Origin of the sequence: Streptomyces sp. NPDC042638 (assembly GCF_040647235.1) — a bacterium.
Classification (GTDB): domain Bacteria; phylum Actinomycetota; class Actinomycetes; order Streptomycetales; family Streptomycetaceae; genus Streptomyces; species Streptomyces rameus.
Genome location: NZ_JBEZBT010000018.1, coordinates 16,255 through 31,686 on the forward strand (window position 1 = coordinate 16,255; position 15,432 = coordinate 31,686).

General features: G+C 73.4%; 17 protein-coding genes and 1 pseudogene. 9 read left to right on the forward strand and 9 right to left on the reverse strand.

Features of this window, described 5'->3' with window-relative positions:
• The first annotated feature begins 11 nt into the window (after positions 1-11).
• A complete protein-coding gene (gene ung / locus AB0B40_RS16940) occupies positions 12-695 on the forward strand; it encodes a uracil-DNA glycosylase (RefSeq protein ID WP_362264249.1) in 684 nt (227 codons plus the stop codon).
• A 111-nt stretch (positions 696-806) separates the two neighbouring features.
• Positions 807-1,319 (forward strand): hypothetical protein, encoded by a 513-nt coding sequence (locus tag AB0B40_RS16945; RefSeq protein ID WP_345050046.1) that lies wholly within the window; start codon positions 807-809, stop codon positions 1,317-1,319.
• 107 nt (positions 1,320-1,426) lie between these two features.
• Here the strand turns inward: AB0B40_RS16945 and AB0B40_RS16950 are convergent, their stop codons facing one another.
• Entirely contained in the window at positions 1,427-2,035 is a 609-nt protein-coding gene (locus AB0B40_RS16950; RefSeq protein WP_345050048.1) for a TetR/AcrR family transcriptional regulator, read from the reverse strand.
• 74 nt (positions 2,036-2,109) lie between these two features.
• Here AB0B40_RS16950 and AB0B40_RS16955 point away from each other — a divergent pair, with 74 nt between their 5' ends.
• A complete protein-coding gene (locus AB0B40_RS16955; RefSeq protein WP_362264251.1) occupies positions 2,110-3,321 on the forward strand; it encodes an FAD-dependent monooxygenase in 1,212 nt (403 codons plus the stop codon).
• A 10-nt stretch (positions 3,322-3,331) separates the two neighbouring features.
• On the forward strand, positions 3,332-4,243 hold the full coding sequence (locus AB0B40_RS16960; protein ID WP_345050050.1) for a Gfo/Idh/MocA family oxidoreductase: 912 nt from the start codon (positions 3,332-3,334) through the stop codon (positions 4,241-4,243).
• On the opposite strand, the gene lnt is transcribed toward AB0B40_RS16960, so the two are convergent.
• Positions 4,161-5,735, reverse strand: coding sequence for an apolipoprotein N-acyltransferase (gene lnt / locus AB0B40_RS16965; protein ID WP_345050052.1), 1,575 nt, complete (start codon positions 5,733-5,735; stop codon positions 4,161-4,163). The two genes, AB0B40_RS16960 and lnt, sit on opposite strands and share 83 nt — an antisense overlap.
• Positions 5,736-5,833: 98 nt before the next feature.
• Positions 5,834-6,298, reverse strand: a complete 465-nt coding sequence (locus tag AB0B40_RS16970) for a nuclear transport factor 2 family protein (protein ID WP_345050054.1) — start codon at positions 6,296-6,298, stop codon at positions 5,834-5,836.
• A gap of 95 nt (positions 6,299-6,393) precedes the next feature.
• Here AB0B40_RS16970 and AB0B40_RS16975 point away from each other — a divergent pair, with 95 nt between their 5' ends.
• Positions 6,394-7,005, forward strand: coding sequence for a DUF4291 domain-containing protein (locus AB0B40_RS16975; RefSeq protein ID WP_345050056.1), 612 nt, complete (start codon positions 6,394-6,396; stop codon positions 7,003-7,005).
• 102 nt (positions 7,006-7,107) lie between these two features.
• Here the strand turns inward: AB0B40_RS16975 and AB0B40_RS16980 are convergent, their stop codons facing one another.
• The 3 genes from AB0B40_RS16980 to AB0B40_RS16990 all read right to left on the reverse strand — a co-directional run bounded on the left by AB0B40_RS16980 (position 7,108) and on the right by AB0B40_RS16990 (position 9,052).
• Positions 7,108-7,287: a hypothetical protein gene (locus AB0B40_RS16980; RefSeq protein ID WP_345050061.1), complete on the reverse strand. Its 180-nt coding sequence runs from the start codon at positions 7,285-7,287 to the stop codon at positions 7,108-7,110.
• Positions 7,288-7,469: 182 nt separating this feature from the next.
• Entirely contained in the window at positions 7,470-8,345 is an 876-nt protein-coding gene (locus AB0B40_RS16985; protein ID WP_345050064.1) for an undecaprenyl-diphosphate phosphatase, read from the reverse strand.
• Between the two features lie 236 nt (positions 8,346-8,581).
• Positions 8,582-9,052, reverse strand: a complete 471-nt coding sequence (locus AB0B40_RS16990) for a helix-turn-helix domain-containing protein (RefSeq protein WP_345050066.1) — start codon at positions 9,050-9,052, stop codon at positions 8,582-8,584.
• Positions 9,053-9,169: 117 nt separating this feature from the next.
• On the opposite strand from AB0B40_RS16990, the gene AB0B40_RS16995 reads away from it, so the two are divergent.
• Complete coding sequence (locus tag AB0B40_RS16995; protein WP_362264254.1) at positions 9,170-10,339, forward strand: thiolase family protein; 1,170 nt, start codon at positions 9,170-9,172, stop codon at positions 10,337-10,339.
• 227 nt (positions 10,340-10,566) lie between these two features.
• Here AB0B40_RS16995 and AB0B40_RS17000 read toward each other — a convergent pair whose 3' ends face one another.
• Both AB0B40_RS17000 and AB0B40_RS17005 read right to left on the reverse strand, forming a co-directional pair.
• Positions 10,567-10,821: a hypothetical protein gene (locus AB0B40_RS17000; protein WP_362264255.1), complete on the reverse strand. Its 255-nt coding sequence runs from the start codon at positions 10,819-10,821 to the stop codon at positions 10,567-10,569.
• A gap of 33 nt (positions 10,822-10,854) precedes the next feature.
• Positions 10,855-11,622 carry a VTT domain-containing protein gene (locus AB0B40_RS17005; RefSeq protein ID WP_345050074.1) on the reverse strand — a complete coding sequence of 256 codons (768 nt, stop codon included), beginning with the start codon at positions 11,620-11,622 and terminating at the stop codon, positions 10,855-10,857.
• A gap of 132 nt (positions 11,623-11,754) precedes the next feature.
• Here AB0B40_RS17005 and AB0B40_RS17010 point away from each other — a divergent pair.
• From AB0B40_RS17010 to AB0B40_RS17020, 3 genes and pseudogenes are all read left to right on the forward strand, one after another.
• Positions 11,755-11,874, forward strand: a pseudogene (locus AB0B40_RS17010) (DNA alkylation repair protein); the annotation flags it as partial.
• A gap of 260 nt (positions 11,875-12,134) precedes the next feature.
• A complete protein-coding gene (tuf, locus tag AB0B40_RS17015) occupies positions 12,135-13,304 on the forward strand; it encodes an elongation factor Tu (protein ID WP_362264257.1) in 1,170 nt (389 codons plus the stop codon).
• Between the two features lie 78 nt (positions 13,305-13,382).
• A complete protein-coding gene (locus AB0B40_RS17020) occupies positions 13,383-14,228 on the forward strand; it encodes a fused MFS/spermidine synthase (RefSeq protein WP_345050079.1) in 846 nt (281 codons plus the stop codon).
• A gap of 71 nt (positions 14,229-14,299) precedes the next feature.
• On the opposite strand, the gene AB0B40_RS17025 is transcribed toward AB0B40_RS17020, so the two are convergent.
• Positions 14,300-15,367: a hypothetical protein gene (locus AB0B40_RS17025; protein WP_362264259.1), complete on the reverse strand. Its 1,068-nt coding sequence runs from the start codon at positions 15,365-15,367 to the stop codon at positions 14,300-14,302.
• Positions 15,368-15,432: the final 65 nt, after the last annotated feature.

A 15,432-nucleotide genomic window follows, 5' to 3' on the forward strand; every position in this document is an offset into this window, starting at 1 on the left:
AGGACGTTGACGTGACCGACATCGCCATGCTGCCCGAGTCCTGGCGCGGGGTTCTGGGCGACGAACTGCAGCAGCCCTACTTCAAGGAGCTGACCGAGTTCGTCGAGGACGAGCGGGCGAAGGGTCCCGTCTACCCGCCCCGCGAGGAGGTCTTCGCGGCGCTGGACGCGACGCCGTACGAGCGGGTGAAGGTCCTCGTCCTGGGCCAGGACCCGTATCACGGCGAGGGCCAGGGCCACGGCCTGTGCTTCTCGGTCCGTCCCGGTGTGAAGACCCCGCCCTCGCTCCGGAACATCTACAAGGAGATGCACCAGGAGCTGGGTCTGCCCATCCCGGACAACGGCTATCTGATGCCGTGGGCCGAGCAGGGCGTGCTGCTGCTCAACGCGGTCCTCACCGTGCGGGCGGGCGAGGCCAACTCGCACAAGGGCAAGGGCTGGGAGAAGTTCACCGACGCCGTGATCCGCGCGGTTGCCTCCCGCCCCGACCCGGCGGTCTTCGTCCTGTGGGGCAACTACGCGCAGAAGAAGCTTCCGCTGATCGACGAGACCCGTCACGCGGTGGTCAAGGGCGCGCACCCCTCGCCGCTCTCCGCGAAGAAGTTCTTCGGCTCCCGCCCGTTCACGCAGATCAACGAGGCGGTCGCCCTGCAGGGGCACGAGCCGATCGACTGGCGGATCCCGGATCTGGGCTGAGGGCGGCAGACGCCGCCGGGCCGACGGCCCACGGCGCCGCCTGCCCGGGAATCACCGCGGCGCCGTCTAGCGTCGGACCCACACAACGTTCGACAGCCCGGAGGGGGCCCCGTGGCGGAGCGACAGGAGCAGGCGGCGCCGGATGCCGTGCTGACGCGGATCGGGCAGGTCGTGATGCTGCACCACGGCGGTGACCGCGAGGAGGCCCGCAGCCGTTTCCTGGACCTGTGGGCGGAGATCGGCGAGGACGGCGACCCGCTGCACCGCTGCACCCTGGCCCACTACCTGGCCGACACCCAGGACGATCCCGGCGACGAACTCGCCTGGGACCTGCGGGCGTTGTCGGCGGCCGAGGAGCTGGCCGGCGGCCACGCGGGCGGCGACCCGGCCAGCGTCCAGGGCTTCTTCCCGTCCCTGCACCTGAACCTGGCCGCCGACTACGTCAAGCTGGGCCGCGCCGAGGCCGCCCGCAGCCACCTGCGCAGCGCCCGCAGCGCCGCGGGTTCCCTGCCCCACGACGGCTACGGCGACGGGGTCCGCTCCGCCATCAGCAGGCTCGCCCTGCGGCTCGACGAGGACGGCCCCAAGGGCGGCGAGGGCTGGAGCCCGCCCCGGCAGCGCTAGGGCCTCTCGTTCAGCAGGGTCGATAAGGGGACTCCGCCCCCGAACCGCCGGGCCCGCGCGAGGTGCGTCGGCCCGGGGCGCAGGCCTTCGCTGTTCCAGGGGGTTTTTCAGCCTCCCAGCAGGCCCCCGAGCAGTTCCCGCAGCCCCGTGCGGATCTCCTCCAGGTCCGGGGTGTGGGTGCTGAACGAACCGGCCGCGCAGGAGAACATAAGTCCGTCCGCCCAGGCCACCAGGGACAGCACATGGCGGGCCGGGTCCCGCGAGCCCGCGGCGGTGAGCAGAGTGGTCAGCTGTTCCTTGAAGACGGCGCCGGTCCGGTCGTAGAAGGCGCGCAGCCCGGGACGGCGGGTGGCCTCCAGGGCCAGTTCGTACCGGGCGATGAGCAGCTCGCGGTGATGGGTCAGGGTGCGGTGGACGGCCAGCGCCAGCCCGTCCGCCAGCGCGTCGAGCCCTCCGCCGGGCTCCGGCACCTCCTCCAGCGCCAGGAGCCGGGCCTCCCGCTCGGCGTGCCGCCGCACCGCCAGTTCCAGCAGCGCCTGCCGGGTGCGCGCCACGTTGGACGTCGAGCCCGGCGGCAACCCGGCCGCCTCGTCCACCGCCCGGTGGGTGAGCCCGCGCATGCCGCGCTCGGCGAGCAGGGCGAGGGCGGTGTCGGCGACGAGACCCGCGCGGGAGGTGCCCGGGATGCCGGAGGCGGTGGGGTGGTCTGGGGACATGAGGCCGACCCTACCCAACTCACTACGGCCGTAGTACGTTTAGTCGGCACTGCAGGTGTAGTCGAGGAGGGGTCATGACACAGCAGGCGCGCGCGGTCGTCATCGGCGGAGGGATCGGAGGGCTGGCCGCGGCGGCCGCCCTGCACCGGACGGGCTGGACCGTGACCGTGCTGGAGCGCGCCCCCTCCCTGGACCCCGTCGGCGCGGCCATCTCGCTCGCCCCGAACGGCCTGCGCGCCCTGGACGTCCTCGGCATCGGCGACGAGATCCGTGACCTGGCCGCCTGGCAGGGCGACGGGGGCCTGCGCACCCCGGGCGGGCGCTGGCTGTCCCGCTCCAGCGCCACGGCCGCCGCCGACCGCTTCGGCGGCCCCCTGGTCCTGCTGCCCCGGGCCACCCTCGTCGACCGGCTCGCCGCCCTGCTCCCGCCCGGCGCCGTCCGCACCGCGTCGCCCGCGGCCCTCGCCGACGCGGGCGACCGGACCCGGCCCGCCCGCGTGCGGGCCGGCGCGGACGAGCTGGAGGCCGAACTGGTCGTCGGCGCGGACGGCGTCAACTCCCGCGTCCGCGGCGCCCTCTTCCCCGTCCACCCCGGGCCGGCGTACGCCGGTTTCACCACCTGGCGGGTGCTGGTCCCGGTACCCTGCGCCGAGTTCGCCTCGCACGAGACCTGGGGCCCGGGCCGGCTCTGGGGCACCCACCCCCTCAAGGACGGCCGGGTCTACGCCTACGCGGCGGCCACGGCCCCGGCGGGCGAACACGCCCCGGACGACGAGAAGGCCGAACTCCTGCGCCGCTACGGCGACTGGCACGACCCCATCCCCGCCGTGCTCGCCGCCGTCCGCCCCGAGGACGTGCTCCGGCGCGACGTCCATCACCTGGCCCAGCCCCTGCCCGCCTACCACTCGGGCCGGACCGTCCTCCTCGGCGACGCCGCCCACGCCATGCCGCCGACCCTCGGCCAGGGCGGCAACCAGGCCCTGGAGGACGCGGTGGTCCTCGCCTTCCCCCACGCCCGGCTCCGCACCGGCGGGGGGACCGCCGGCGGCGCGGACCTGGCCGCCTACACCGCCGCCCGGCTCCCGCGCACCACCGCGATCGCCCGGCGGGCCGTCCGGGCCGGGCGCCTCGGCATGACCGGCAACCGCGCCGTCGCAGCCGTACGGAACACGGTGATCACGGCCCTGTCGACGGCCGGACCCGCGCTCTTCCTGCGCGGCTTCGACGGCATCGCCGACTGGCGCCCCCCGTATGCTTCCGGCAGGGAACACGCAGGCCAGAGATAGAGGAGAGCACGTGAAGGTCGGCTGCATCGGACTCGGGGACATCGCGCAGAAGGCGTACCTGCCGGTGCTGGGCGCGCAGCCGGGGCTCGACCTCCACCTGCAGACCCGCACGCCCGCCACCCTGGAGCGGATCGGGAGCACCCTGCGCCTGCCCGCTGAACAGTGCCACACCACCCTGGACTCGCTGCTCGCCGCCGGCCTGGACGCGGCCTTCGTGCACGCGCCCACCGCCGTCCACCCCGAGATCGTCGCCCGGCTGCTCGACGCCGGCGTCCCGACGTACGTGGACAAGCCGCTCGCCTACGAACTCGCCGACTCCGAGCGGCTGGTCGAGCTGGCCGAGCGGCGCGGTGTCCCCCTGTCCGTCGGCTTCAACCGCCGGTACGCACCCGGGTACGCCCAGTGCCTGGACCACCCGCGTGAGCTCATCCTCCTGCAGAAGAACCGGGTCGGGCTGCCGGAGGAACCGCGCTCGATGATCCTGGACGACTTCATCCACGTCGTCGACACCCTGCGGTTCCTGGTGCCGGGCCCGGTCGACGACGTCACCGTCCGCGCCCGCGCCCAGGACGGGCTGCTGCACCACCTCGTGCTCCAGCTCGCCGGGGACGGCTTCACCGCGCTCGGCGTGATGAACCGGCTCAGCGGCTCCAACGAGGAGATCCTGGAGGTGTCCGGGCAGGACAGCAAGCGCCAGGTGGTCAACCTCGCCGAGGTGATCGACCACAAGGGCCAGCCGACCGTGCGCCGGCGCGGCGACTGGGTGCCGGTGGCCCGCCAGCGCGGCATCGAGCAGGCGGTCCTCGCCTTCCTCGACGCCGTACGGGCCGGGACGGTGCTCAGCGCCAGGGACGCGCTGGCGACCCATGAACTGTGCGAGCGGGTGGTACGAGCGGTTCAGCAGCGCTTCGGCGCAGCCTGACCGCCCGCACCCCTTCGGTCGCCCCCAGCGCGGCCAGCACCAGCAGCGCGCCGTACACCGGCCAGTCCCCGTAGCGGACGTACGGCGTGACGCCGTGCGCGAGCGGCACGTCGTACACGCGCGCGGTGTTCGCGTCCGTGCCGAGCCACGGGCCGAGGCGCGCCCCGTCCGGGCCGTACACCGCCGACACGCCCGTGAGCGTGGCGTGGACCATCGGGCGGCCGGTCTCGGCGGCGCGCAGCGCGGCTAGCGAGGCATGTTGCTCCGGCGCCCAGCTGTGCTGGAAGGACGAGGTGGAGGACTGGCCGAGGAGGAGGTCCGCGCCGTCCTCGGCGAGATGGCGGCCCATGTCCGGGAACGCGGTCTCGAAACAGATCAGCGGCCCGATCCGCAGTCCGTGACCGACGTTCATCACGGTCTGCTCGGTGCCGCGGTGCCGGTCCTCGCCGGCGGCCCGGCCGACCGAGGTGGCCCAGCCGAGAAGCGACCGCGCCGGTATGTACTCGCCGAACGGGACCAGCCGCATCTTGTCGTACCGGTCCCCGGTCGGGCCGCCCGGGCCGACCAGCACGGAACTCTTGTATATGCCGGGCCGGTCGGAGCGGCGGGCGTCCACGTTCACCAGCACGTCGGCGCCGGTCGTCCGGGACAGTGCGGCGAGCCGCCGGGCCAGGTCGGGGCGGTCGTCCAGGTCGAAGCCGACGCTGGACTCGCCCCACACGACCAGGTCGACGTGCCGCCCGGCCAGCCGCCGGGTCAGCAGCTCCTCCCGGTCGAACCGCCGGTCGCCGCTGTCCTGCCCGGCCACGACGCCCGGCTGTACGACGGCGATCCGCACCCGCTGGTCGACGTCCGGGCGCGGCGCCCACGCCCACGCGGCCGACGTCGCGGCGGCCGTGGCGACCAGCGAGGCCAGGGCGGGTACGCGCGCCGCACGCACCGAGACCAGCACGGCCACCGCCACGTTGACGGCCACCACCAGGAAGCTGAGCAGCCAGACCCCGCCCACCGAGGCCAGCCGCAGCGCCGGGCCCACCTGCCACTGGCTGGAGCCCAGCATGCCCCACGGCCCGCCGAGGCCCTGCCAGGACCGGACCAGCTCCACCGCCAGCCAGGCCGACGGCAGCACCGGCAGCGCGGCGGCGACCCGGCCCGGCGACGGCACCCCGCCCAGGAAGTGCCGCACCAGCAGGCCCCAGGGCGCCCACAGCAGACCCAGCAGTGCGGCGATCAGGAAGATGAACACGTGCAGGCTCGGCAGCAGCCAGTGATGGACGGCCACCAGGAAGCCGAAGCCGCCGCACCAGCCGTCGTACGCGGCCCGCCGCCCGGTCGGTGCCGAGCGGGCCAGCAGGATCCACGGCACCAGGGCGATGTACGCGAACCACCACAGTGCCGGGGCCGGGAAGGCGAGCACGGGCAGGGCGCCCGCGAGGGCGGCGGCGCCCGAACGGCGCCAGGGGGAGGTCAGCCAGCGGTCGATCGTCCTCATAGGGAACCTCCCTACCCAGCGACAGTTCCAGTGTGCGTGCCGGGAGCGATCTTTGGCGGATCCGTGTGGTCGGGTGCCGTGCGCGCGGTTCCTCCGCCCTACGGGACGCTGGGCGGCCGGCGCCATTTCTCCTGTACGACGACCTCGCGCAGGCGCCAGCCGTCCGGAGTGCGCAGCAGCGCGAAGGCGTAGCGGCCACCGCAGACCAGGTCCGGCGCGGCGGAGCCGCCGGGAGCGGCGAAGGACATCGGGTTGAGGTAGTCGGCCCGCACCCCGGCGGTGTCCCCGGTGTCGTTCTCCAGGACGCCGAACCGCACCTGCCGGTTGACGATCAGGTGCTGGCGCATGCCGAAGGGGGCCAGGCTCTCGGCGAGCCAGGCGGCGACCCGCGCGGTGTCGCCCTCGATACCGCCCGCGGAACGGTAGTCGGCCCGCCCGTCCGCCGTGAACAGTTGCCGGTACGCCGCCCAGTCGCCGTCGTCCACCGCCACCGCGTACGCGGTGACCAGGTCGTCCACGGCCAGTCGGTCTCTCACGGTCGCGAACTCCGCGCGCTGCGTCATCGGCACAGTGTTGGGCACGGCGGAGGCGGAGCCAAGAGGTGTGCGGGGTGAATATTCGGTGGTGCGGGACGGGGACGGCGGCCGAACCTGTCCGGGTGAACGAGCAACACGTCGAAGACGAACCCCGGTTCCGCGTCCGGGCCCGGCACACGGACGCCACGGTGACCGTCTACCAGGCATACCGTCCCGGGATCGGCCGCCCGGCCGCCCGCACCGGCCGCTTCCCGTCCGCCTGGAAACGGGACCGGATGACATGGATCAAGCCCTCCTTCCTGTGGATGATGTACCGCTGCGGCTGGGGGACCAAGGAGGGCCAGGAGACCGTCCTCGCCGTCGAGATCACCCGCGAGGGCTTCGAGTGGGCCCTGCGGCACGCCTGCCTGTCCCACTACGTGCCCGCCCTGCACCCGGACCAGGCCGCCTGGAAACGGGAGTTGGCCCGCAGCCCGGCCCGCGTCCAGTGGGACCCGGAGCGGGACCTGCACCACACCCCGCTGCCCTACCGGTCCCTGCAGCTCGGGCTCGCGGGGGAGGCGGCCGTCCGGTATGCCGACGAGTGGATCGTCGGCATCGAGGACGTCACCCCGTTGGCCACGGAGATCCACGCGCTGGTGCGGGCGGGCGAACGGGAGCGGGCGAGCGGGCTGCTGCCCGAGGAGCGGCCGTATCCGGTGGCGGACGAGGTGCTGGCGCATCTGCGGGCGTAGCGGGCCGGGGCCGGGGACGGGAGCCTGTGCGGTGGCGGTGGCGGTGGCGGTGGCGGTGGCGGGGGTGGTCGTGGCGGGGTCGGCTGCGGGTGTCGGCCCGTGTCAGGCCGCCTCGATCACCCGGCTGCGGATCGCCGCGGCCCACTGGATCACCAACAGCTCGTACTCCGCGCGCTCCTGGGCCGACAGGGTGCCGCCCGCACGCAGCCACAGCGCCCGGATCTGCTCGTTCAGCTCGGCGGCAGACCGCAGGGAACCAGGGGGCGGGGATTCGGGGGACATGTCGAACAGCGTAGGGGCAGGGACTGACTGTGCGCTACCGGGTGGCTACACAGGAGGTATGGGCTTGGTCACCGCCGACCCGCGGCGACGCGTTGGTATGTGCGAAGTGACCGGCGCCCACGGGGTGTTGCGCAGGTCGTGGGCGGCCGGCCGTGGGTGCGGAAGATGTCCGAAAGGGGCTGTCAGCCCGCCGACTCCGCCGCGTGCGGGCTCAGGACGCCCGCGCTGACCAGCGCGATGATGACGATGCCGAGAGCGATGCGGTACCAGACGAACGGCATGAAGCTCTTGTTGGAGATCCACTTCATGAACCACGCGATCACCGCGTATCCCGACGCGAACGCGATCACCGTCGCGAACAGGGTGGGCCCCCAGGCCACATGGCCCGCGCTCAGCGAGTCCTTCACCTCGAAGGCGCCGGAGGCGAGGACGGCCGGGATGGCGAGCAGGAAGGAGTAGCGGGCCGCGGCCTCGCGCCGGTAGCCCATGAACAGACCGCCGCTGATGGTCGCGCCGGAGCGGGAGACGCCGGGGATGAGCGCGCAGGCCTGGCACAGGCCGTAGACGAGCCCGTCCTTGACGCCCAGGTTCTCCAGCGTCTTGCGCTGCTTGGGCGCCCGGTGCCGGCCGCCGGTCTCGTCGCGGGCGGCCAGCCGGTCGGCGATGCCGATGACCACGCCGACGACGATGAGCATGGTGGCGGTGATCCGCAGGTCGCGGAAGGGCCCCTCGATCTGGTCCTTCAGCGTCACGCCCAGCACGCCGATCGGGATCGAGCCGACGATCACCAGCCAGCCCGTCTGCGCGTCGTGGTTGTGCCGCATCGTCCTGTCGAACAGTGACCGGAACCAGGACGTGATGATCCGGCCGATGTCCTTGCGGAAGTAGATGAGGACGGCGGTCTCCGTGCCGATCTGCGTGATCGCGGTGAAGGCGGCCCCGGGGTCCTTCCAGCCCGAGAACGCCGCGGTGAGCCGCAGGTGCGCACTGGATGAGACGGGCAGGAACTCTGTCAGCCCCTGGACGAGTCCGAGGACGAGGGATTCAAACCAAGACATGAAGGGATGGCGTCCAAGTGCTGGGGAGAAATGGTGATCATGTGACGAGGGCAGCGTAGCGGGCCGGGGTGACGGCCGGGGAACAGGGGCCGGACAGCCAACTCGCGCTACCGGCCGCCTTGTCGTGCGGCCCTCGGCGGCGAGGTGGCTTCCGGCACGATCGGGTGGCCGTCGGCGGCCGAGGTGGCTTCCGGTGCGATCGGGTGGCCGCCTGAGCCCCGGGCAGCTCCCGGGGCTCAGGCGGCCGTCGGACCCGCCACCGTCCAGCCCGGGGTCTGCGGATGGGCCCTCAGGTCCTCGTGTCGTACGGCCTCCCCGCAGGCCCGGCAGGTGACCACCGGCACCAGTTCGTTGCCGCAGGCGTGCTCGACGGCCATCGGCAGGTCGATGCCCTTGCGCAGGTGGCGGTCGCCCCACTCCTTGAGCGTCATCAGGACCGGCTCCAGCTCCAGTCCCGCCGGGGTGGGCCGGTACTCGAAGCGCTGGGGGCGCTCGCTGTACAGGCGCTTGGTGAGGATTCCGGCCTCCACGAGCCGGCGCAGCCGGGTGGCCAGGATGTCGCGCGGGGCACCGATGTTCCGCACGAGCTGGTCGAAGCGGCCGTTGCCCAGGCACACCTCCCGCAGGACGAGCAGCGAGTACTTCTCGCCGACCAGCGCGAGGGCATCGGCGATGGAGCAGGGGCGCGGATCTTTCGTGGCGGCCATGCGGACCAGTCTAGATGAGGGTTTGATTTTCCAACTCAGCGCGTTATGGTGAGTCCGGATTTCCTACTCACCGGTAGCTCCCTACGGGTAGCCAGGGCGGCCAAGGAGGCCCGCACCATGCGAGACGCAGTCATCGTCGAAGCCGTTCGCACCCCCGTCGGCAAGGGAAAGCCGAACGGCTCCCTCGCCCACGTCCACCCCGTGCAGCTCCTCGCGCACACCCTGCGCACCCTCGTCGAACGCTCCGGCGTCGACCCCGCCCTGATCGACGACGTGATCGGCGGCACCGTCGACCAGGTCGGCGAGCAGGCCATGAACACCACCCGGTACGCCGTCCTCGCCGCCGGCCTCCCCGAGTCGGTACCGGCGACCACCGTGGACCGCCAGTGCGGCTCCTCCCAGCAGGCCGTGCACTTCGCCGCGCAGGGCGTCATGGCGGGCGCGTACGACCTCGTCGTCGCCTGCGGCGTGGAGTCGATGAGCCGGGTGCCGATGTGGTCCAACGTGCCCGCCGGCAAGGACCCGTTCGGGCCCGGTGTCGCCGAGCGCTACCCGGAGGGCCTGGTCCCGCAGGGGATCAGCGCCGAACTCATCGCCGCCAAGTGGTCCCTCACCCGCGCGCGGATGGACGAGTTCGCCGTCTCCTCCCACCACAAGGCCGCCGCGGCGTGGCAGGCGGGGCTCTTCGACGCCGAGGTCGCGCCCCTGGACGGCGTCGCCCGCGACGAGAGCGTACGGCCCGGCACCACCCCGGAGGTCCTCGGCGGCCTCAAGCCCGCTTACTACGACCCCGGCTTCGCCGAGCGCTTCCCGCAGATCGAGTGGAACGTGACCGCGGGCAACGCGAGCCCGGTCAACGACGGCGCCTCCGCCGTCCTGATCACCTCCGGCGAGACCGCGGCCTGCCTCGGCCTGCGCCCGCTGGCCCGCCTGCACAGCTTCGCCGTGACCGGTTCCGACCCGCTGCTGATGCTCACCGGTGTCATCCCGGCCACCGAGAAGGTGCTGCGCCGGGCGGGACTCGGCGTGGCCGACATCGACCTGTTCGAGGTCAACGAGGCCTTCTCCAGCGTGGTGCTCGCCTGGCAGCAGGAGACCGGCGCCGACCTCGCCAAGGTCAACGTGCACGGTGGCGCGATCGCCCTCGGCCACCCGCTCGGCGCGAGCGGCACCCGGCTGACCACGACCCTGGTGCACGCGATGCGCGAACGCGGCGCCCGCTACGGTCTGCAGACCATGTGCGAGGCGGGTGGCCTCGCCAACGCGATGATCCTGGAAGGCGTCTGAGCCCGGGGCCGCCGGCCCGCCCGGGCGGTCACCGGGCCATGACCCGCCCGGCGGCGGCGGCCAGCTCGTCGGTCGCCGCGATGGCGGCCTCGCGGCGGGCGGCCGGCACGGTGTGGTCGGCACGGTGTGGTCGGCGGCGTCGCGGAGGGCGAACGCCGCAAGGGCGGCCCCGCGCGCCGGTCCGGCGGGAGACGGTTCGAGGACGGAGACCGCCACCAGGGGCGAGGTCACGGCGGAGCGGGTGGTGTGGGACGCGGCCCGGGCCGCCTCGACGGCCTCCGGGCGCCGTTCAGGCGGAGGTCCTCGCGGTGCCACAGGGCCCGCCGGTGGTCGCCGAGCACCGCCACCAGTTCCCCCGGCGCCACGCGCGGCGCCTCCGCCCTGCGCTCCGCGCGGGCGGCCCGCTCACGCCGGAGCTGGAGCAGCCCGGTGAGCGCGCCGCCGAGCAGGGTGCCGGCCACGGCGACGACGCTGGACCACATCGCAACCCCCTCCTCGGCGGAAAGGGCGGCGGCTCACCGGCCGCGCAGCTGGTGACGCTTGCGCCAGGCCACCACGGTGCCCGCCAGCGCCGGTACGGCGATACAGGCCATGGCGATCAGGAAGGCGGGGGACGTCGGCGCCGAGGCGCGGGCCCCGGCGACCGCGTAGGCGGCCGTGTTCGGGATCGAGCCGAGGCCCGTGGCCAGCAGGAAGGGCAGCCAGCCCATCCGGGAGACGGCCGCGCAGTAGTTCGCCGCCCAGAACGGCACTCCCGGGAAGAGCCGGAGGGCCAGCATGGACCGGAAACCGTGCCGGCTGAGCTGCCCGTCCACCGCCGTCAGCCAGCGGCCCCGCAGCAGCGGGCGCAGCGCGTCCTGCCCGAGCAGCCGGCCCAGCCCGAACGCCACCCCGGCGCCGAGCACCGTGCCCGCGAGCGCCGACGCCAGCCCCAGCTGCGAGCCGAACAGCGCGCCCGCGGCAAGGTTCAGCAAAGGGCGCGGTACGAATGCCACGCTGCACAGTCCGTACGCCACCGCGAACACCGCGGCCGCCGCGGCCCCGCCGAGCTGTGGCGGCCAGCCGTGCGTCAGCAGTCGCTGCGGTTGGAACAGCAGCACACAGACGGCGGCGCCGGCGAGCAGCGCGAGCAGCAGCGACAGCCGGGCGTACGGGGAGAGCAGCGCGCGGGTGCAGCGGGCGGCAGCTCCCGCGCGGCGCACCGGCGGTACGGCGAGGACGAGCTGCGTGGCTGCGGCCGGGGGAGCGGCCGTGGCGGTGCCAGAGCGGTTGGCATCGAGCATCCGGTGACAGTAGCCGACACATGTGTGTGATCGCCGTATGGTTCGTTGCACGACCGTCACAGGTGCGGCCCGGCCGCGGGTGCCGCGCGGTGCCCTCGCCGACATCATGCTGGAACGGCCGCCCTGCGGTGCTGGGAGCTGCGCGAGTACGCCAGGACCGACGCCGGGGCGGTACGGGCCTTCGTGGCACGCGAGCGGGGCCGGTTCGCGGCGCCGGGCGTCCGGGAGGCACTGAGGAACGCGGGCGCCTGAACCGCCGATGGGTGAAAAACCGTTCGACGCCGGACAAACCGTCGGCGATGATCGACGGCATGTTCCGGTACGCCTTTCCTCTCGCAGCGTCCGCGGTCGCGGATGCCCCGAAGGCTGCCGTCCCGTCTCTCCCGGCCGCTGTCGACGGCGCCCGAAGCTGACCCTCCCCGGATCGTCCGGCGGACCCCGCAGGGGGAGGGTCGGCGAGTTCCCGGGGTCCCGCGTTCCCGTACGACCGACAGAGGCTGCGAGGCAGAGCCATGTCCAAGACCGCCTACACGCGCACCAAGCCGCACCTGAACATCGGCACCATCGGTCACGTCGACCACGGCAAGACCACCCTGACCGCCGCCATCACCAAGGTCCTCGCCGAGCGCGGCACCGGCACCTTCGTGCCGTTCGACCGGATCGACCGGGCCCCGGAGGAGGCCGCCCGCGGCATCACCATCAACATCGCGCACGTCGAGTACGAGACCGACACCCGGCACTACGCCCATGTCGACATGCCGGGCCACGCCGACTACGTCAAGAACATGGTCACCGGCGCCGCGCAGCTCGACGGAGCCGTCCTCGTCGTCTCCGCGCTCGACGGGATCATGCCGCAGACCGCCGAACACGTCCTGCTCGCCCGGCAGGTGGGCGTCGACCACATCGTCGTCGCGCTGAACAAGGCCGACGCCGGGGACGAGGAGCTGACCGACCTGGTGGAGCTGGAGGTCCGCGACCTGCTCACCGCCCAGGGGTACCCGGGCGACGCCGTACCGGTCGTACGCGTCTCGGGGCTGAAGGCCCTGGAGGGCGACCCGCGCTGGACGGCGTCCGTCGAGGCGCTGCTCGACGCGGTGGACACGTACGTGCCGATGCCGGAGCGGTATCTGGACGCGCCGTTCCTGCTGCCCGTCGAGAACGTGCTGACCATCACCGGCCGGGGGACGGTCGTGACGGGTGCCGTGGAGCGGGGGACGCTCCGTGTGGGGGACCGGGTGTCGGTGCTCGGCGCGGACGTGGAGACCGTGGTCACCGGGCTGGAGACCTTCGGCAGGCCGATGGCCGAGGCACAGGCCGGGGACAGCGTGGCGGTGCTGCTGCGGGGGGTGCCACGGGACGCCGTACGGCGTGGGCACGTGGTGGCGGCCCCGGGAAGCGTGGTGCCGAGCCGTCGTTTCACGGCCCGGGTGTACGTCCTGTCCGGGCGCGAGGGCGGTCGTACGACACCGGTGGCCACCGGGTACCGGCCGCAGTTCTACATCCGCACGGCGGACGTGGCCGGATCCGTCGACCTCGGCGAGGCGGCTGTCGCCCGGCCCGGCGAGACGGTGGAGATGACCGTCGAACTGGGGCGGGAGGTGCCGCTGGAGCCGGGGCTCGGCTTCGCCGTCCGGGAGGGCGGCCGGACCGTCGGAGCGGGCACCGTCATCGCCCTGGGGTGAGGCCGGGGGTGGGGCCGGGGGGTGAGGCCGGGGTGGCACCTGGCGGGACCGTTCGGGGTGAGCGCCCACAATGGTCGGGTGAACGCATCGATACCCGTCACCCGCACCACCGACCACGGCACCGCCAAGCTGATGCCCGACGTCGACCGTGAGCGGGCCTGGCTGCTCACGGTCGACGGGGCGCCGCAGTCGTACGTGGACCTGGACGACCCCGCGTATCTGGAGTTCGAGTACACGCGCCGGCTGGGGTACGTGCTCGACCTCGTGGACGGGGCCGGGCGGGCGCTGGACGTCGTGCACCTCGGCGGGGGCGCGCTGACGCTGCCCCGGTACGTGGCCGCCACCCGCCCCGGCTCGCGGCAGGACGTCGTCGAGGCGGACCGGGGCTTGCTGGAGCTGGTCACCGAGCGGCTGCCGTTGCCGGCGGGCTCGGGTGTCGCGCTGCACGCGGCCGATGCGCGGGGCTGGCTGGAGACCGCGCCGGACGGCCTCGCCGATGTGCTGATCGCCGATGTGTTCGGCGGGTCCCGGGTGCCCGCCCACCTCACCACGCTGGCCTACGTCCGGGAGGCCGAGCGGGTGCTGCGGCCGGGCGGGGTCTATCTGGCCAACCTCGCCGACGCGGCGCCGTTCGGTTTCCTGCGCTCCCAACTGGCCACGCTGGCAGCGCTGTTCGAGGAAGTGGCGCTGATCGCCGAACCGGCGGTGCTGCGCGGGCGGCGGTTCGGCAACGCGGTGGTGGCGGCCTCGCACCGGCCCCTCGACGTCGCCGCGCTGGCCCGGCGCGCCGCGGCGGACGCCTTCCCGGCGCGCGTCGAACACGGCGCGCGGGTGCGCGAGTTCATCGGATCGGCGCGGCCGGTCGAGGACGCCGACGCAGTCCCCTCACCCGAGCCCCCCGACGGGGCTTTCGGTATCGGCTGAGGCGGGCGGGCGGCAGATGCCCCGGCGGCCGGGCCGAGGAACGCCTGCCCGGTGCCGCGGCCGCGCCCGGCTCACTCCACGACCGGGTCGCCGTGCAGCCGTACTGAGCCCAAAATCTTGTCGATGGTCGCGTCGGACAGCTCGTCCTTGACGCCCTTGGCGCCGTAGAGGCTCCACGAGACGAAGCTGCCCTTGGAGTTCTTGAAGGCGAACGTGACGGCCTTGCCGTCGGTGTCGCACTTGTTCTTCTTCGGCACGCCGACGACGTACGACGTCGCGACGCTGCCCTTGAGCCCCGACGACGTCGTGAAGGACTTCGCCTTGCCGATGCGCAGGTACTTCTTGGCGGCCTCGGACTGGTCGGTGTAACCGCCGAACGCGAAGGTCGCCGAGTCGCCGCGGGCGATGCTCGCGGTGTCCTTGGCGCCGTTCTCGCCCTTCGTGCCGCTGCCCGCGAGCGCCTGCGACTCCTTCGTGCCGTTCACCTCGGAGGTGCAGTAGTCCGGCTTCAGGAACGAGGGCCCGGAGAAGCCGATGTACGCCGATCCGTCGCCCTTCACCTTGTCCTCGAAGAAGGTGAAGACACCCGGCTTCTCCACCTCCCAGTCGGCGGGCACGTCGAAGGCCGTGCCGTACTTGGGGTTCACCACGACCTTCCAGCCCGCGACGGTCGGCTTCTCCGTCGTGTCGGCCCGCGGGTTGTCGGTCGTGGACGAGGTGGGCGCGGCGGACGACGCGGTGGCCGTCGGCGACGGGCTCGTGTGCTGTCCGTCCTTGCCGTCGTCCGCCTTGTCGTCCTTGGAGCCGCCCAGCACCAGGAAGCCGGTCACGGCGGCGGTGACCACGACGGCCGTGGCCGCGACGATCGCGACCAGCTTCGTACGGCCGCCGCCCCGCGGGGGCTCGGGGATGGGCGCGGTGGGCTGACCCCACTGCGGCTGCTGACCGTACGGACCCGGCTGCTGCTGTGCGTACGGGCCGTCCTGCGGCTGCTGTCCGTACCCGGCCTGCGGATACTGCTGGTACCCGGGCTGTTGGTACGGGTTCGGCTGCGGGTGACCCGGCTGCTGGTACGGGTTCTGCTGCGGGTTGCCCTGCGGGTTCTGCGCGCCCCCTGGCGGCTGCTGATCTGGCCACATGGCCAGTAACCCTAGTGGGCACCACTGGCCAGGTCCGGCTACTCGTTAGTAACATGCCGGTCATG